Raw genomic sequence first — 16,505 nt, forward strand, 5'->3', positions numbered from 1 at the left:
AAAATTCATTGAATCGTCGAGGTGTGAAGAGTAAGTGGTCTATTTTATTTTAGTATTAGTAGCAGCTATCGAAGTAATTGTCTTGTTGATTAATCGACCTGTATTTGCAAACATTCCGTATGTGCAAGTATATATTGTTCCTTTGTTAATAGTAATTGTCATAACGATGTTACTTTCGCGAAATCCAAAGAGGTTTATGCGGTGGTTTAAACAAGGGCTTATTACGATTTCAGTCGTTGTACTTGTATTCATACCGGTTCTCTATGCCAAAAATCTCCCGCTGTATGGTTATAATGAAGCAAAAAAAATGCTTGCGCAAAGAGAACAGCTCTTGCTAAGTCAGTTCCAAAAAGGAAAATACGTATATCCAGCAAAAGACAGCCCTAAAAAATACAGGTATCTATTCAAAGTTAATCGTGGAAACGGCATGCTTGAATATGTATTCGACCCATACACAGGCGGTTATGAAGTTGTGACAGATGTGATAAAAAAATAAAGGTTTAGCTTATTTAAAGCTAAGCCTTTTAATATGAGAAAAATTGAAACTTTTTGAAAATCTGTGCGTATTTATTAAAGAACGTTCACGAAAAAGTCACAAAAGGAGTTGCACAATGGCAAAGTTAGAATACCGACTGCTAAAGCCTGACGATACGTTTGTATCTATTTATCACTATCAGTCTATTGAACTTGAACAAATTTTAGCAAGAAGAGAATGCGAATTTTTTGTTAAAGAAGGAGTAACGTATAAACAAACTTCATCTGCAGTTGAAGATGATATCCATATTGTTTATGTAAAAGAACATGAAAATGGACCGAAAGAGCAAGCAGAAGATGATCACAGAGAGATTACGTTAGAAGTCCGCGAATTAAATTCTCTTCGAGGACATCCAGTTTTATTCGTCTCTTCATTTTATACGCATTTGGACGTATTAAGCTATATCGGAACAGTTTATACATACTATAATGGATGGGAATGGGAAAGAGACTCTGCGGAAATTGATGAAGATCGCAGCGTATACAGTTTATATGTAACAAAAACAGGCGTAACGTATGAAAGGGGAAAGGCGTAATGTCCAAAACAAAAAAAATGATGGCGGGGGTTTTGACCACTGCTTTAATGACATCGCTCGTTGCCTGTGGTTCAACTGATCAGGCAAGACCGGCTAAACCGAAAGATAAATCGTGCGACAAGTGGAAATGGGATGAAGATACGAAAACGTACTACTGTTCAGATTCTTCTTCTTCGCACAGCGGTTCATATTATCACGGAGGGCGCTACTACGGGTCTAAAAAACAGCTGACCTCATCATCGTCCTATAAGTCATTTAAATCAAGCAGCTCGTATAAATCTGGAATTGGGAGCGGCTCTAAAGGCGGTTTTGGCGGGTAATGCATAAAGAAAAGCGAGAAATGTTTTATAAAGAAATTCAAGATTTTTGGTACGACTTATATGGAACAGAGTATGCTCTTTATGACGTACATATGGAGTCTTCTCACATCATTCATTCTATTAAAGAAGCAGCAAATCAAATCGGGGAACTATTTTTTAAAACGGCACCTTTACTTCGTTCATTAGATGATCAGACGCTTCTTTCTTTAGGATTTCCAAAAGCCAGTTTACCGTACCTGCGACTGAAAACGATGGAAACAGAAAGTGTTATTTCACGCCTTGATTTTGCTGTTACGGCTGATCAAATCAAGCTTTTAGAACTAAATGCGGATACGCCTACATTCATCAAAGAATTATTTCATGTAAATGAGTTAGTCTGTCGGCATTTTCAGGTTCAAAACCCTAATAAGCTTGAAGAAAAAAAGCTTGCTTTAGCATTAAAACACGCCATTTTTGAAGCTTATAACGAGCTCGATAGAACGAACTATCCAAACGTCGTTTTTTCTTCTCATGATACACATGAAGAAGATAAGCTAACCACTCTTTATTTAATGAAGCTAGCCCGTGTAGATGCTACATACGTTCCGTTATCGCAGCTTCGAATTGTCCCTGCCTCTACAGTTGAAGAAGGTGAACATATAGAAGCGGGCGTGTATGATCAACATGGACAAAAAATAGACGTACTCTATCGCCAAACTTATCCGTTTGAACATTTAATTGAAGATGAAGATCCGAGTACGCATGAAAAAGTCGGACACATGCTTTTAACATTGGCACAGCAAAAACAAGTAGCCATAATCAATCCGCCTTCTGCATTTTTACTGCAGTCTAAAGCCGTGCAAGCACTCATTTGGGCTTTGTATGAACAACATCATCCTTTCTTCACTAAAGAAGAGCATCACATTATTGAAACATACTTTTTACCAACGTATTTAGAAGAAGATCCATTTATTGAAAGAAAACAAGCATTTGTGAAGAAACCATCGTTTGGTCGTGAGGGAGATACCGTTGAAATTTATAATGAAGACGGAATCAAAATAGACGAAGATCAGCATAAGACATATCAAGAATACACGGCTGTATATCAACAGTTTATTCCTTTGCCAACTGCAAAAATGAAGACGCAAACGAAAACAGTAGAGGCTCATATCATGTACGGGTGCTTTTTATTAAATGGAAAAGCAAGTGCAGTAGGAATTCGAGCTGGAAATCAAATTACGGATAACGAATCGTATTATTTGCCGATTGGATTAAAATGAAAAGGGGAACTAAAAATGACACAATGGATTGATTGGGCTAGTATAGGGAGTTTTTTATCTCACGTAGCGGTAGGATTAGTGCTATTATTTATCGGAGTAATCGTATTTGAATTAACAACAAAATTTAATGATCGTGAACTTATAAAAAAAGGAAATGTCGCAGTCGCTTTGAAGTTATGGGGAAAAGGAATTGGGCTTGCTATTGTCATTTTCACTGTGTGGAGCAACAGCTTAAATTTGGTAGATGCAACTCTTTGGGGAGTAGTAGGTATCATTACTCAAGTAGTGACATATTGGATTATTGAATTTATTATGACGCCTAAAACGAGCCTAGCCAAAAAAGTAGAAGAAGGAAATGTAGCGGTTGGAGTAACTCTTTTTGCAGCATCGATAGCCGTTGGCCTTATTGTCGCTGGAAGCTTAACATATTAAAAGAAGGCGATTCCTGTTTTACGGGGAATCGCTTTTTTTATGTCCAGATTGCTCGTGTTCACTTAGTAATAATATACGTGTATTTTCACGGTCGGCACGAACAATTTTTTGCTGTGTGTAAAGCGGAATGACAAAGAGCAAAATAAATAAAAAAACATAGCTCATTTTTGTTATCCTCCCATGTAAATTGTAAACGCCTGCTAATAGTGTGTGACAAACAATACGTAAATATAGCATATTTGACTGGATAAACTGGGAAAAATTGAGGGGTGCAAAAAGAATATAATCTTACCTTCAACAAAAACTAAAAGCAGTATAGAGACACGTCTTTTATTAAGAAAGGAGTTGGGAAAAGTGAAAAGGTGGCTCATTTTGTTTTTATTGATCGTAATCGCATCTGGATGTGGACGTCCAGATGAAACGTCTCAACCGAGCATTTTCCTTATACCAGAAGGGTACAAAGGATGGGTTATGGTCGAATATGATAAAGATAACGGAAATCCTAGCAAGACAGAAGGAGACTACACTGTATTTAAAGTAAACGAGCAGGGAGTCGGGAAAACCAAAACGCTTTTAAGCGGCGGCGGCTGGGCAAGGAATAAATATTTCTATGTAAATAAAAATGGAGAGCGAAAGCAATTGAAGCAAGGGAAGATGATTCATGGCACGACTCAAGGTAACAAAAATCATACGGTAACCTACTTTTTCGTCGGCACCGCAAAAGAGTTCGACAAGGCCGGGGACTATCGAAGAAAACTTACCGAGGAAAGTTCTTCGTAAAAAAGAAACGCTGCCTCCTTGGCAACGTTTCTTTTCTATCTTCATTTGAATGTGCAAAAGACGGTGTCTTTTAAACGTTGAATTTCGTTTAGTGCTTCTTCCTGCTTATGAATTACCCAATCTGGCAATGAGTGTTCAACCGACAGCTCGTCGAAACAAGCCCCGCATGTTTTAACTTCAATATAAGATTCAATATATTGAAGGTGATCTAAGTTATAAGCCCAAAGTCGACGTTCAGGGCAGATTGTTTCCAAGTAAAGCGGAAGCTGAAAAAAAGGATCTACTGCTTCAGAAAGTTCTAACGGTCCTTGGCTCTCAGCGCTGATGACGTCTAGATAACCACAGTGAGGACACGTGCATGAATGCGTTGATCCGCTCAATTTTTTATCCAGTTTTACAACTCGCGCACATAGTTCGCAGTTTGGGCATTTTACTAAGATAAAGTCAAGGAACTTATCTAAAAATTGCTGCTGTATTACTTGTTGATTTGTCATTTTTTGTACCTCTAACTGTCAAACTTTTTTTAGTTACGAAAATAAATAATGAAACCTACATACTATTCATAACACATGATGGGGGTTAAAACAACAAAAACCCTTTTCGACAGCAGGGTTGTGTGATATAGTATGACAAATCAGAATAAATAAAGAAAAATGGTGAGAAAACATGAGTCAAAACGAACAATGGACATCAAAACTCGGCTTTATCTTGGCATCCGCCGGTTCAGCAATTGGAATCGGAGCCATTTGGAAACTTCCTTATGTAGCCGGAACAAGCGGAGGAGGGGCCTTTTTTTTACTGTTTATCTTGTTTACAGCAATTATTGGTTTGCCGCTTTTGCTTGCTGAATTTGTACTAGGTAGACATACACAAAAAGAAGCAATTCGTGCTTATGATGCAGTTGCTCCCGGTTCTCTTTGGAAAGGAATCGGGTATTTAGGCGTGATTACATGCTTCATTTTATTATCTTTCTATAGTGTAGTAGGAGGATGGATTTTACAATATATTTTTGCAAGCGTCAGGGGTCAGCTCAATGGAGTAAGTGACTACGGGAGTTTATTTAACTCCACCATTGCTAATCCGACAAGTGCTGTTATCTCTCAATTTGTTTTTCTTCTTTTAACAATTGTTGTAGTAGCAAGAGGTATTCAAAATGGTATTGAAAAAGCAAACAAAATTTTAATGCCTGCTCTCTTTATTTTATTTATTATTATTATTATTCGTTCTTTAACATTAGACGGAGCGATGGAAGGCGTATCTTTCTTTTTGTATCCAGATTTTTCAAAGCTTACCTCCCAAACCATTTTGTTTGCAATGGGACAAGCATTCTTTTCGCTTAGCGTAGGCGTTTCGGTTATGGTTACGTACAGTTCGTATCTGTCTAAACAGCAAAACTTGCCAAAATCGGCTATTTCAATTTCAGCGTTAAATATTTTGATTTCTTTACTAGCAGGTTTGGCAATTTTCCCTGCAGTCTTTTCAATGGGCGTAAAGCCGACGGAAGGACCAGGTCTTTTATTTATTGTATTGCCTTCTATTTTTGAACAGCTTCCGTTCGGAATTGTGTTTCAAACTTTCTTTTTGGCGCTGTTTTTATTTGCTACTTTAACATCTGCGTTTTCGATGTTAGAAATTATTGTTGCTTCATTAGCCAAAGGAGAGCAGCATAAGCGCATAAAGCTATCTTGGATTTCGGGCTTACTAATCTTTGTGGTAGGAATACCTTCAGCACTATCGTATGGTCTATTAAGTGACGTATCGATCTTTGGAAAAAGCATCTTTGACGCTTTTGATTTTCTTGTAAGTAATATCCTTATGCCTCTCGGTGCTCTTTTAATTGCCATCTTTGTTCCTTGGAAAATGAAAAAAGATGTGTTAATTGAAGAGTTTAAGCATGGTTCGACGAATGTGAAGCGCTGGTTCTCTTTATGGCTTCTTGCTATTCGATACATCGCACCTGTTTTAATTATCATTGTATTCATCAATATGCTAGGCTTTATCTAACGAAAAAACGCTGTTAAAACGCTTGGTTTTAACAGCGTTTTTTTTTGGAGGGAAAGGAGGAGTATGATGCTTGATTTCTTGTACGATATGTTTGTAGGAGCAGGGGTATTTATTTTATTATTTGTTCTTTTGCTAGTAGCGAGAACGCCGGGGAAACGCAAGAAATAGGCGGGTATAATTCCCAGTGTAAAAACCCCAAAAAAGACTAACACCACAGAATTAAACTATGATAATATATTATCCTATGAGCATAACCTATGCTCACATATGTTGTGATGAAGCGTTTTTTAGAAAGAGGGATCATCTTGAGTGGAGAAGTTCTTGTCAAGATTTTATCTCAAGCGTATGAACAAAAAAAGACATTACCAATCGTCTCATTCTCGTCTTTTTTTGAACAAAAAAAGGTGGGCTTTCGTTTAAATAACGATGTGTCCGCTGATATCATCTACCATACGCTTACATGTATTCAGAGAAAAACGTGTGTCCAAGATGTGTTAGTGGAAGTACTAAAAGTTGATAGTCCAAACAATGACGGGGCATTTTCTGATTGTGTATATATTTTAGCAAATGGTACAAACCAGCAAGTGAAAGAATGGGTTCAACCCTTACATCCTAAAAGAGTTACACAAGGATATCAGCACGGGACACCCATTGATGCGCCACAGTTAAAAAATGACTACCACGTGTTTGCCGTTACTTGGTCATAAGCGTTTAACCCAAAAAACATCCTGCTGTCGCTGCAGGATGTTTTTTGTTAGTAAGGATGGGCATCTTTTCCTTTTTCATTAGCTTCTTCTACCGCATCAGCAGCTTTGTTGCTTCCTAGCGGTGAACCGCCTTCTTTTGGCAATTTCCCATATGTAGGAGTCATTTCTGCTCCCATTTCAATTTCTAAAGAACCATCATCATGCATGAGAAGACCGATACCATTAGCTACTCGGTTGCCGTAGTCAAAATCACATTGAGTTAAAAGCTCAATCATCTTTGTTTGAACGGTATGGTGACAGCATTTTAAACCGTCTACTAAGTTTTGAATAAGCTCATCACGTTCCCAGTCTTCTAATAAACGATAGCGTTCACCAGCTTGCTTAAAGTCATTTGTACGGTCAATTTTTTCTTTTTTTACATTCCCTTCAACATAAGGCTGATGAGGTTTTGGATGATCATGCGCTTCTTGAAGACCTCCAAGAGAAGATGGCTCATAATTCACATGCGGGTTCTGACCAGGAGCTGCATCTACATGATAGGCCATTTGACCATCTCGTTGATTTGTTGCTACATGTTTTTTCGGCGCGTTAATAGGCAGTTGCAAGTAGTTTGTTCCCACACGGTGACGCTGCGTGTCGGAATAAGAAAACGTTCTTCCTTGCAGCATTTTATCATCAGAAAAATCTAGCCCATCCACAAGCACACCCGTACCAAATGCGACTTGCTCCGTTTCAGCAAATACGTTGCTTGGATTTTTATCTAGGACCATTTTACCTACTGGAAGAAATGGAAACTGGTCTTCCGGCCAAATTTTCGTGTCATCAAGCGGATCGAAATCTAGTTCGGAATGCTCTCCGTCTTCCATGACTTGCATACAAAGTTCCCACTCAGGGTAGTTGCCGCTCTCAATCGCTTCATACAAGTCTTGAGTAGCGTGACTGATATTTTTAGCCTGAATTTCCTCTGCTTGTTTTTGGGTCAAATTTTTAATTCCTTGTTTTGGTTCCCAATGGTATTTAACAAGAAAGGCATCGCCATCTTTGTTTACCCACTTATATGTATTAACACCGGAACCTTGCATTTGCCGATAGTTAGCAGGTATTCCCCAAGGTGAAAATAAAAAAGTAATCATATGCATAGCCTCAGGTGTATGAGAAATAAAATCAAAAATACGCTCGGTATCTTGACGGTTTGTCACAGGATCGGGCTTAAAAGCATGAATCAAATCAGGGAATTTAATAGCATCGCGGATAAAAAATATTTTAAGGTTATTTCCTACTAAGTCCCAGTTCCCGTCTTCTGTATAGAACTTTACAGCAAATCCCCTTGGGTCTCGCATCGTTTCTGGAGAGTCCTTTCCATGAGTTACGGTAGAAAATCTGACAAAAACGGGCGTCTGTTTGCCTGCTCCTGAAAAAACTTTTGCGCGGGTGTATTTTTCAACGGGCTCGTCCCCAAGTTTTCCGTACGTTTCAAAATATCCATGAGCTCCCGTTCCTCGGGCATGAACAACACGTTCCGGTATACGTTCACGATCAAAATGCGAAAGTTTTTCAATCAGCTGGTAATTTTCAAGAGTAGCAGGTCCTCTGTTGCCTACCGTTCGAGAATTTTGGTTATCACGAATGGGGTGACCTTGACGCGTCGTAAGCGTCTGCTCGTTCTCTCCGTTTGCATAGCGTTTGTCTTCCGAGTCACCTGATCCGCTAACATTTGTACCATGAATGCCTTTATGGCTCATAAAATAATCCTCCTTATTTAAAACATAACCAAGACTATTTTTTTCAGCACGCGCTTTTTTATTCATTAATATGGAAATAATATAAATTTTTAGAAGAAAAGCTGTTTTGCTGAAGGGGGGAACAAATCCACTAAACGAATAATTTTAAAAAAAGTTTCACATTTCAAAAAAAAATAAATTGTTTTTTTTGAAATATAAAGATAATGTTACGGGTGATTTTTTACCTATTATTAGTGTAGGAAAAGGAATAATATTGGAATATATTAGCTTTTTTGTCGAACTTATTAAGTGTTAAACGACAATAAACTACGACAATATACACCATACGGCTGCGCTACTGTCGTTTCCTGTAACATAAATGTAATATTAGTGATGTTATTTTGTAATAATGTGTTGTTACAATGTAAACGTCTTATAGATTAGTAGATTATGGCATTGGAGGAACCTTTTTTTATGAAAAAGTTGATATATTCGTTAGCGTTATGTGGATCTTTAACAGTAGTACCTACAATTAGTGAAGCTGCTTTAGGAGATGCTACGCTGCACCCAGGAACAAGTAATTCAGATGTGAAAGAATTACAGCAAAAATTAAAAAACAAAGGTTATTTTACATACGGTACAACAACAAACTATTACGGTTCAATCACGACTAGCGCAGTAAAATCGTTTCAGCGCGCAAATGGTTTATCAGCAGATGGTATTGCAGGTCAAGCTACATTTAATAAACTGCTAGGAAGCGGAAGCTCATCAAGTTCATCAGTTAGCTCAAGCTCATTGCTGCGCGTTGGTTCAACAGGACCAAACGTACAATCTTTACAGCAACAGCTAAAGAATAAAGGCTATTTTAAAGGAACTACAACTCAATACTTCGGTTCAATTACAAAGAATGCAGTAATGGCATTTCAACGTGCAAATGGACTGTCTGTGGATGGAATTGCGGGTCCAGCTACGTTAAGTAAATTAAAAAATGGGGGTTCTAGCGCTTCAACTGGCGGTTCTAGCTCTAGCAGCTCAACTATTTTACGTCAAGGTATGAAAGGTTCAGCAGTAAGCAGCCTTCAGCAAAAACTAAAAAATAAAGGTTACTTCTCAGCTGGTGTAACAGGATACTTTGGCTCAATTACAACAAGTGCAGTAAAATCATTTCAACGTGCAAATGGTTTATTAGTAGACGGAGAAGCGGGTCCGGATACGCTAAATAAATTAAACTCAAGCAGCTCAAGCAGCTCAAAACCTTCAACATCAACAGGAAGCAGCACAAGCTCAAGCTCAGCTTCAAAAGTTATTTCATACGGTAAACGTTTTATGGGAACACCTTATGTTTGGGGCGGAGCTGCGCCTGGAGGATTTGATTGCAGTGGTTACCTTAACTATGTATATCGCAATGCAGTAGGTGTAAGTCTTCCTCGTACAGTTGCTAGTATCTATCAAACTGGTACGCGTGTAAGTTCACCTCAGCCTGGAGATATCGTTTTCTTTGAAACGTACCAACCAGGAGCTAGCCATGCTGGAATTTATATCGGAAACGGTCAATTCATGCATGCAGGTTCTTCAACAGGCGTAACAATCACATCATTAAGCAACTCTTACTGGTCAAAACGTTACTTAGGAGCAAAGCGTTACCTATAAGAGTGTAACAAAAAGGAGTAGTTGCATAACTATTCCTTTTTTCTATGCACCGTAAACGTAAAAGTAGGAAATTTTTGTGTCGTTTGGTATGATAATTGGAGAATAAACAAAAGGAGTGTATAACATGGCTATTGTAGATGTAACCATTATTCCGGTAGGTACGGAAACGCCAAGCGTGAGTCAGTACGTAGCTGATATTCAAAAAGTGCTGGCCAAGCATGAAGATGAAATTACATATCAATTAACCCCTATGAATACATTGATTGAAGGGGAATTAAGCACGCTGCTAAAAATTGTTCAAGAGATGCATGAAGTACCTTTTGAAAATGGTATTCAGCGCGTGTGTACAAATTTACGAATTGATGATCGCCGTGATAAAGAAAATCATACGATGGCTGGGAAATTACAATCAGTACAGTCTAAATTAAAAGCGAAATAAATAATATGCACTACAATAAAAAACGCTTGAGTATCTACTCAGGCGTTTTTTATTGTAGTTATACTTAATTGGCATGCACAAGAGAAAAAATTTGAAAAGCTACGCGCAGCCGAAGGGTTTCCTCTGACGTGTGAATAGGTCTTTTTAGTAACTCTTCGCATTTTTCGATTCGATAGATTACCGTGTTCCGGTGAACGAATAACTGCTTAGCAGTCTCTGAGATTTGGCAATTGGAATTTAGATATGTTTCAAGCGTGTCAAGTAAGATGGAGCGATCTTTCTTATCGTACTGCAGCAAACCTTCTAATGTTTGAGAATAGTAATCCTGTAAATCGTTTGCTGGAAGCAACCTCAGCAGCTCTTTGAACTGTTTTGGCTGATAAAATTGAATAAGCTTTGACTGATCTTTAAAATGGATGGTTTCAAGAGCTTCAACAGCTTCTTTATATGAGTCAGCGATTGTAAGTAGGGATTGGCTTTGGTTTCCAATTCCAAATGACATTCGCTTATCATAGTGACGGTAAACAGCTTCCTGCAAGCGATGCAAGCATTCTATAATCATAGGTTGAGAATGAGGTGTAAACAAGAGAATGTAAAGATTGTCATAGAAAAACAAAACGGCCTCTGTAGGACCTGCTGATAACTCATATTGAAGGAGCTCATAGATCATATCATCATCGCTGTAAGGCGTGAATGTAGAATGAATTTTCCCAACGGCGCAAATATAGCTGTTTCCTGCTGATAAGCCCATCATCTGTGCTTGAAAGGAAGCATCCTCAGGCGTTTTATAATAATTGTTAACAAGCTGATTGAAAAAATCGTTTTTTCGTCGCCTTTCAGCTTCATACAAAGCCTGCTGTCTCATCATTTCGAAGGATAAAACGTTTGTCGCTTGTTCAATCGTTAGGAGCGCTGAATCGGATAAAGAAACTTGGTGTTCAATAAATAAATAACTGTACTTTCTCGTATGAGTAGCAATCGGAAAAAGCGTAACGGTTTTTTTTGTGTTCAAAAAGGAAAAGGTTGTATATTTTGACGTTCGTAAAAACAGCTGCTTAGCGCCCGCTACCGCTTCTTCCATTGGGAGCGAAAAAGGTTCGCGTTTGTTTGTGTAAAAGAGTTCATGGCCATGGGTATCAAAAAGGGCAACGTGAGCATTGCATAACGTTTGAATGGATTGCATAATTTTCTCAATGCCTTTTCCTTGTAAGATGTAGGAGGAAAATAGCTGATGTGTGACCATCGCTTGCTGAAGCTCGGCTGTTTTTTTATCTAAAATAAAGCTGAGAGATTCATTAATAACCGCGCCTAACGTTTCGTCCGTTTGGAAATCAATGATTGGAAAGTGAAGTTCATCAGCTAGCTGACAAATAGAAACAGGCACGTGTTCGAAAAAACGCTTCGTTTTTATGGCCAATCCTGCACATTTCTTTTTAGCCATTCCTTCTACAAGTTTTGCTAAGCTTTCTTCATGTTCTTTGAAGTGATAACCCGTTGTAATTAAAAATTCTCCTTCTTTTAAAAAAGATAAAATATCGGGTGCGTCCATCATATTGACGTTATGTACTTTGCGGGTGACCCCTTTTTGTCCGGCTACTACAGATGCTTTCTCATAAATCGGAATGCGTAAAAGAGTTTGTAGTTCCATTATTCATTACTCCTTTTGTTAAAAATTCTCACATTTCCCTGCGCGTATTTTTATCTACCTTCTATTTTATAAGAAAGTTTAGTTAAAATAAATAAAATTTTCAGAAAAAAATGTATAAATTGTTAATGAAGAAGTTTATTTAATTCTGTAAGATAAAATAAATAACATATAACGTTAGAAAAAGTAACGTATATAAGACTTTGTGTATTTAGTGATAATAGCCAAAAAAACACTAAATCATTGTAGGAAGTGTTAATGAAAACAATCAGTCATTTTCTTAAAATGAAGATAGCAGGAGGGATAGCAATGGTTGCAGATATGACGGGAAAATCTAAGCTTTGTCAGCAAATCGAAGAAAACATTAGCTGGTTGTCACAGTTTGGGTTAGATGAAAAAGAAGGTGTCACGAGGCTTTTATATACGGAACAGTGGAATGCAGCTCAAAAGGCATTGGAAGAAAAAATGAAGGGACTTCACCTCAAAACGTATTACGATGATGTAGGAAATTTATTTGGACGGTTGCAAGGAACGGGTCCAGAACAACAAGTTATTTTAACAGGATCCCATATCGACACCGTGATAAACGGAGGAAAATATGACGGGGCTTTTGGTGTTGTGGCAGGTATCATTGCTCTGCAGTACCTATATGCGCATTATGGCTCCCCTACAAAAACCTTAGAGGTCGTATCACTTTGTGAAGAAGAAGGTAGCAGATTTCCTCTTACGTATTGGGGATCAGGTAATATGAATGGATTACACAGCAAAAGTGATGCAAAACATGTTATAAATAAAGAAGGGGTTAAGCTGGATGACGCAATGAAACAACTCAATTTCGGAGAAGGCCTCCACAGCGAGCCATACCGCACGGACATCGCTTCTTTTATTGAACTGCATATCGAGCAAGGAAAGCAGCTTGAAATGTCTCATTGCGATATCGGAATTGTTTCTAGTATCGTCGGGCAGAAACGATTTACAGTATCTGTTAAAGGTGAAAGTAACCATGCGGGCACAACCCCGATGAACATCAGGAAAGATGCATTTTATGTGAGCTGCAAACTCGCTAAGGCATTTATTGAATTGAGCGAAAAATATCATAACGCTTTATACGTAACGGTTGGAAAAATTACACTTTCTCCAAATGCACCGAATGTAATACCAGGATATGTAGAATTCACGGTCGATATAAGACATCATGAGTATAAGGTTTTACAAGAAGCAGAACGAGAAATGAAGGAAATTATCAAGCGAACAGCAGGGGATTTAGAAGTGAATCTCAACTGCTGGATGGATGAAAAACCTGTTGCCATGAGCGAACAATTATCTGAACTTTCCAAAATTATTTCCTCGGAAAAGAATATCTCCTCCCGAGAATTAGTAAGCGGTGCAGGACACGACTCGCAGGTATTCGGGCGAAGAGTTCCCACATGTTTGTTATTCGTCCCGAGCCAAGATGGAATCAGCCATTCCCCAAAGGAATTCACCAAAGGAGAACAGTTAGAAAAAGGAGTAAAGGTCTTAATAGAACTATTATATAAACTTGCCTACTAGGAGGAATTTGACATGACTATAACAAAACAGCTTCATACACCACCGCGTACGATTATGACACCAGGCCCCGTAGAAGCAGATCCACGCGTATTAAGAGCATTAGGAACACCTATTTTAGGTCAGTTCGACCCCGCATTTACGCGCATTATGAACGAAACGATGGAAATGCTTCGTGAGCTATTTCAAACCAAAAACAAATGGGCTTTTCCCGTTGATGGAACGTCTAGAGCTGGGATTGAAGCAGTTCTTGCAAGTGTAGTTGAACCGGGCGATAAAGTATTCGTCCCGATTTTCGGCCGCTTCGGCTATTTATTAACGGAAATTGCCGAGCGCTACGGAGCTGAGGTACACAATATTGAATGCGAATGGGGAGAAGTGTTTGACCCTGAGACCGTAATACAGGAAATAAAAAAAGTAAACCCAAAAATCGTTGCAATGGTTCATGGCGAAACGTCTACAGGGAGAATGCAGCCTCTTAAAGAAATTGGTGCTGCATGTCGCGACCAAGATGTTTTATTTATCGTCGACGCAGTAGCTACTATCGGCGGTACGGATGTAAAAGTAGACGAGTGGAACATTGACGCATTGATTGCAGGTACACAAAAGTGTTTATCTGTTCCGTCGGGTATGGCACCTATTACGTACAATGATCGTATTGAAAAAATTATCATGGAACGTAAAAAAGTTGAAAAAGGAATTGCGACAAAAGCAGATGCTCAAACTGTTCGTCTGCGTCCAAATATTATCAGCAACTATTTTGATTTGAGTCAGCTTCAAGACTATTGGAGTGAGCGCAGGCTAAATCATCACACGGAAGCAACGTCCATGCTCTATGCTTTGAGAGAAGGACTGCGCGTTATTTTAGAAGAAGGGTTAGAAGAAAGATTTGCAAGGCATCGTCTCCACGAAAAAGCACTTGTAGCCGGAATTAAAGCAATGGGATTATCTTTATTTGGCGATGAGCACTCAAAAGTTCCAACCGTTACGTGCGTCTTAATTCCATTAGGAATTGACGGGGAAGCAGTTCGTTCTACGCTTCTTGAACAATTTGGAATTGAAATCGCAAGTTCTTTTGGGCCGATGCACGGAAAAATATGGCGTATCGGTACAATGGGATACAGCTGCCGTAAAGACAACGTTCTCTTTACATTAGCCGGTCTTGAAGCAGTGCTTATTCGAAACGGGGCAAGCGTAAATGCAGGTTCTGCTCTGCAAGCAGCTTTAGAAGTTTATGAGGAAGAAGTAGCGTTGTCTAGTCTGTAAAGATTCGTTATTCACCATATAAAGAAAAGAGGAGATTTTCTATGAGCGAATACTTTTTCACACACCCATATGCATCGCAGCGTACGTGCACGTTTGGAAAAAACGGAATGGTAGCAACTAGTCAGCCTCTTGCCGCTCAGGCGGGTCTTGAAATGTTGAAAAAAGGAGGCAATGCAGTAGATGCTGCTATTGCCTCCGCAGCTTGTTTAACGGTGGTAGAACCTACTTCAAATGGAATTGGCGGAGATGCATTTGCTCTTGTGTGGATAAATGAAGAACTATATGGACTCAACGCGAGCGGTCCTGCTCCTGCTTCTATCTCTATTGAGGCTCTGCGCGCCATGGGGATAAAAGAGATGCCGGCTCGCGGTTTTGTTCCTGTTACGGTCCCAGGTGCCCCGAGTGCGTGGGTGGAGCTGTCAAAACGCTTTGGCCGGCTACCGTTAAAAGAAGTGCTGCAGCCGGCTATTTCTTATGCGCAAGAAGGGTTCCCAATCTCCCCAATTTTAGGGTACAATTGGGAACGAGCGTTTGAACGATTTACACACGCGTTAAAAGGTGACGAATATAAACACTGGTTTGAGACATTTACTAACAATGGATCTGCTCCTAAGGTAGGGGAAATGTGGCGATCACCAGACCATGCTGCTACACTGCTTGAAATTGCCGAAACGAATGGAGAATCTTTTTACAGAGGGGATTTAGCTGATAAAATAGCAGCTTTTTCGAAAAAACACGGCGGATTTTTAGCAAAAGAGGATTTAGCAGCTTTTAAAGCAGAGTGGGTAAAGCCGATTTCAACTTCTTACCGAGGATACGATGTGTGGGAAATACCGCCCAACGGCCAAGGCCTTATTGCGCTTTTAGCTCTAAATACGCTAAAAGGTTTTTCTTTTGATGCCAAAGATTCTGTCGATACATACCACAAGCAAATTGAAGCTATGAAGCTAGCGTTTGCAGATGGACAAAAATTTATTACAGATGCTGATAAAATGACAGTAGCAGTTGAAGATTTGTTGAATGATTCTTATGCAAACAAGCGCAGAGGGCTGATTGGTGAAAAAGCGCTTATTCCCGAAGCCGGACAGCCGTCTCATAGCGGCACGATCTATTTGGCTACAGCTGATGGAGAAGGAAACATGGTATCATTCATTCAAAGTAATTACATGGATTTTGGCTCAGGACTTGTCGTACCTAATACGGGCATATGCCTGCAAAACCGCGGGCATAATTTTTCGTTAGACCCACAGCACCATAACCGATTAGAGCCTGGAAAACGAACCTATCATACCATTATTCCTGGATTTTTAACAAAGAATAAAAGTGCTGTAGGTTCATTCGGTGTAATGGGTAAATTTATGCAGCCGCAAGGACATGTGCAAGTCATCATGAATATGATTGATTTTCATCTAAATCCTCAGGCAGCTCTAGATGCACCAAGATGGCAGTGGATTGAACATAAAAAGGTTCTTGTGGAAAAAGAAATGCCTTCACATATTGTAGAAGCATTAGAACGCAAAGGGCATGATATTCATGTGGCTACGAGCAGACATACGTTTGGAAGAGGACAGATTATTTTAAGAGATGAACAAACCGGTGTATTATACGGCGGCACAGAAGCGCGAACAGACGGAGCCGTCGTTGCTTATTAGATCACAGAGAAA

16 protein-coding genes and 1 pseudogene are annotated in these 16,505 nt (G+C 39.2%); 13 read left to right on the top strand and 4 right to left on the bottom strand.

From position 1 onward, the window contains the following. Nucleotides 1–34: 34 nt before the first annotated feature. The 5 genes from ACXAE4_RS12450 to ACXAE4_RS12470 all read left to right on the top strand — a co-directional run bounded on the left by ACXAE4_RS12450 (nt 35) and on the right by ACXAE4_RS12470 (nt 3,081). Nucleotides 35–496: a hypothetical protein gene (locus ACXAE4_RS12450; RefSeq protein ID WP_289577989.1), complete on the top strand. Its 462-nt coding sequence runs from the start codon at nt 35–37 to the stop codon at nt 494–496. 115 nt (nt 497–611) lie between these two features. Next, nucleotides 612–1,070, top strand: coding sequence for a hypothetical protein (locus tag ACXAE4_RS12455; RefSeq protein WP_028412771.1), 459 nt, complete (start codon nt 612–614; stop codon nt 1,068–1,070). Next, nucleotides 1,070–1,390 carry a hypothetical protein gene (locus ACXAE4_RS12460; protein ID WP_028412772.1) on the top strand — a complete coding sequence of 107 codons (321 nt, stop codon included), beginning with the start codon at nt 1,070–1,072 and terminating at the stop codon, nt 1,388–1,390. Before ACXAE4_RS12455 ends, ACXAE4_RS12460 begins: the two co-directional genes overlap by 1 nt. Beyond that, nucleotides 1,390–2,649, top strand: coding sequence for a glutathionylspermidine synthase family protein (locus tag ACXAE4_RS12465; RefSeq protein ID WP_098113294.1), 1,260 nt, complete (start codon nt 1,390–1,392; stop codon nt 2,647–2,649). The genes ACXAE4_RS12460 and ACXAE4_RS12465 overlap by 1 nt, the downstream gene beginning before the upstream one ends. A gap of 15 nt (nt 2,650–2,664) precedes the next feature. Continuing rightward, nucleotides 2,665–3,081: a DUF350 domain-containing protein gene (locus ACXAE4_RS12470; protein ID WP_034327662.1), complete on the top strand. Its 417-nt coding sequence runs from the start codon at nt 2,665–2,667 to the stop codon at nt 3,079–3,081. Nucleotides 3,082–3,099: 18 nt separating this feature from the next. Here ACXAE4_RS12470 and ACXAE4_RS12475 read toward each other — a convergent pair whose 3' ends face one another. Beyond that, on the bottom strand, nt 3,100–3,246 hold the full coding sequence (locus ACXAE4_RS12475; protein WP_165351762.1) for a hypothetical protein: 147 nt from the start codon (nt 3,244–3,246) through the stop codon (nt 3,100–3,102). Between the two features lie 189 nt (nt 3,247–3,435). Between ACXAE4_RS12475 and ACXAE4_RS12480 the strand changes: the two genes are divergently transcribed. Then, on the top strand, nt 3,436–3,861 hold the full coding sequence (locus tag ACXAE4_RS12480) for a DUF6843 domain-containing protein (protein WP_033580617.1): 426 nt from the start codon (nt 3,436–3,438) through the stop codon (nt 3,859–3,861). Between the two features lie 41 nt (nt 3,862–3,902). Here the strand turns inward: ACXAE4_RS12480 and ACXAE4_RS12485 are convergent, their stop codons facing one another. Beyond that, a complete protein-coding gene (locus ACXAE4_RS12485; RefSeq protein ID WP_289577986.1) occupies nt 3,903–4,355 on the bottom strand; it encodes a hypothetical protein in 453 nt (150 codons plus the stop codon). 172 nt (nt 4,356–4,527) lie between these two features. Here ACXAE4_RS12485 and ACXAE4_RS12490 point away from each other — a divergent pair, with 172 nt between their 5' ends. Then, nucleotides 4,528–5,865 carry a sodium-dependent transporter gene (locus ACXAE4_RS12490; protein ID WP_114895869.1) on the top strand — a complete coding sequence of 446 codons (1,338 nt, stop codon included), beginning with the start codon at nt 4,528–4,530 and terminating at the stop codon, nt 5,863–5,865. Nucleotides 5,866–6,170: 305 nt separating this feature from the next. Then, nucleotides 6,171–6,572, top strand: a complete 402-nt coding sequence (locus tag ACXAE4_RS12495; RefSeq protein ID WP_224980258.1) for a hypothetical protein — start codon at nt 6,171–6,173, stop codon at nt 6,570–6,572. Between the two features lie 217 nt (nt 6,573–6,789). Here ACXAE4_RS12495 and ACXAE4_RS12500 read toward each other — a convergent pair. Continuing rightward, nucleotides 6,790–8,314, bottom strand: a pseudogene (locus ACXAE4_RS12500) (catalase); the annotation flags it as partial. 453 nt (nt 8,315–8,767) lie between these two features. Here ACXAE4_RS12500 and ACXAE4_RS12505 point away from each other — a divergent pair. Further along, a complete protein-coding gene (locus ACXAE4_RS12505) occupies nt 8,768–9,943 on the top strand; it encodes a C40 family peptidase (RefSeq protein ID WP_028412780.1) in 1,176 nt (391 codons plus the stop codon). A gap of 124 nt (nt 9,944–10,067) precedes the next feature. Beyond that, the gene (locus ACXAE4_RS12510) at nt 10,068–10,382 is read left to right on the top strand and encodes an MTH1187 family thiamine-binding protein (protein WP_013057706.1); all 315 of its coding nucleotides are present in this window, start codon (nt 10,068–10,070) and stop codon (nt 10,380–10,382) included. Between the two features lie 64 nt (nt 10,383–10,446). Here the strand turns inward: ACXAE4_RS12510 and ACXAE4_RS12515 are convergent, their stop codons facing one another. Continuing rightward, nucleotides 10,447–12,030, bottom strand: coding sequence for a PucR family transcriptional regulator (locus tag ACXAE4_RS12515; protein ID WP_028412781.1), 1,584 nt, complete (start codon nt 12,028–12,030; stop codon nt 10,447–10,449). A 306-nt stretch (nt 12,031–12,336) separates the two neighbouring features. Here ACXAE4_RS12515 and allC point away from each other — a divergent pair, with 306 nt between their 5' ends. The 3 genes from allC to ggt are packed head-to-tail and all read left to right on the top strand — an operon-like array spanning nt 12,337 to nt 16,493. Then, a complete protein-coding gene (gene allC / locus ACXAE4_RS12520; protein ID WP_224980593.1) occupies nt 12,337–13,578 on the top strand; it encodes an allantoate deiminase in 1,242 nt (413 codons plus the stop codon). A gap of 12 nt (nt 13,579–13,590) precedes the next feature. Further along, entirely contained in the window at nt 13,591–14,841 is a 1,251-nt protein-coding gene (locus tag ACXAE4_RS12525; RefSeq protein ID WP_028412783.1) for a pyridoxal-phosphate-dependent aminotransferase family protein, read from the top strand. 41 nt (nt 14,842–14,882) lie between these two features. Beyond that, nucleotides 14,883–16,493 carry a gamma-glutamyltransferase gene (gene ggt / locus ACXAE4_RS12530; RefSeq protein ID WP_047750556.1) on the top strand — a complete coding sequence of 537 codons (1,611 nt, stop codon included), beginning with the start codon at nt 14,883–14,885 and terminating at the stop codon, nt 16,491–16,493. Nucleotides 16,494–16,505: the final 12 nt, after the last annotated feature.

The sequence above is a fragment of the Priestia sp. ABM2_011 genome, assembly GCF_056158845.1.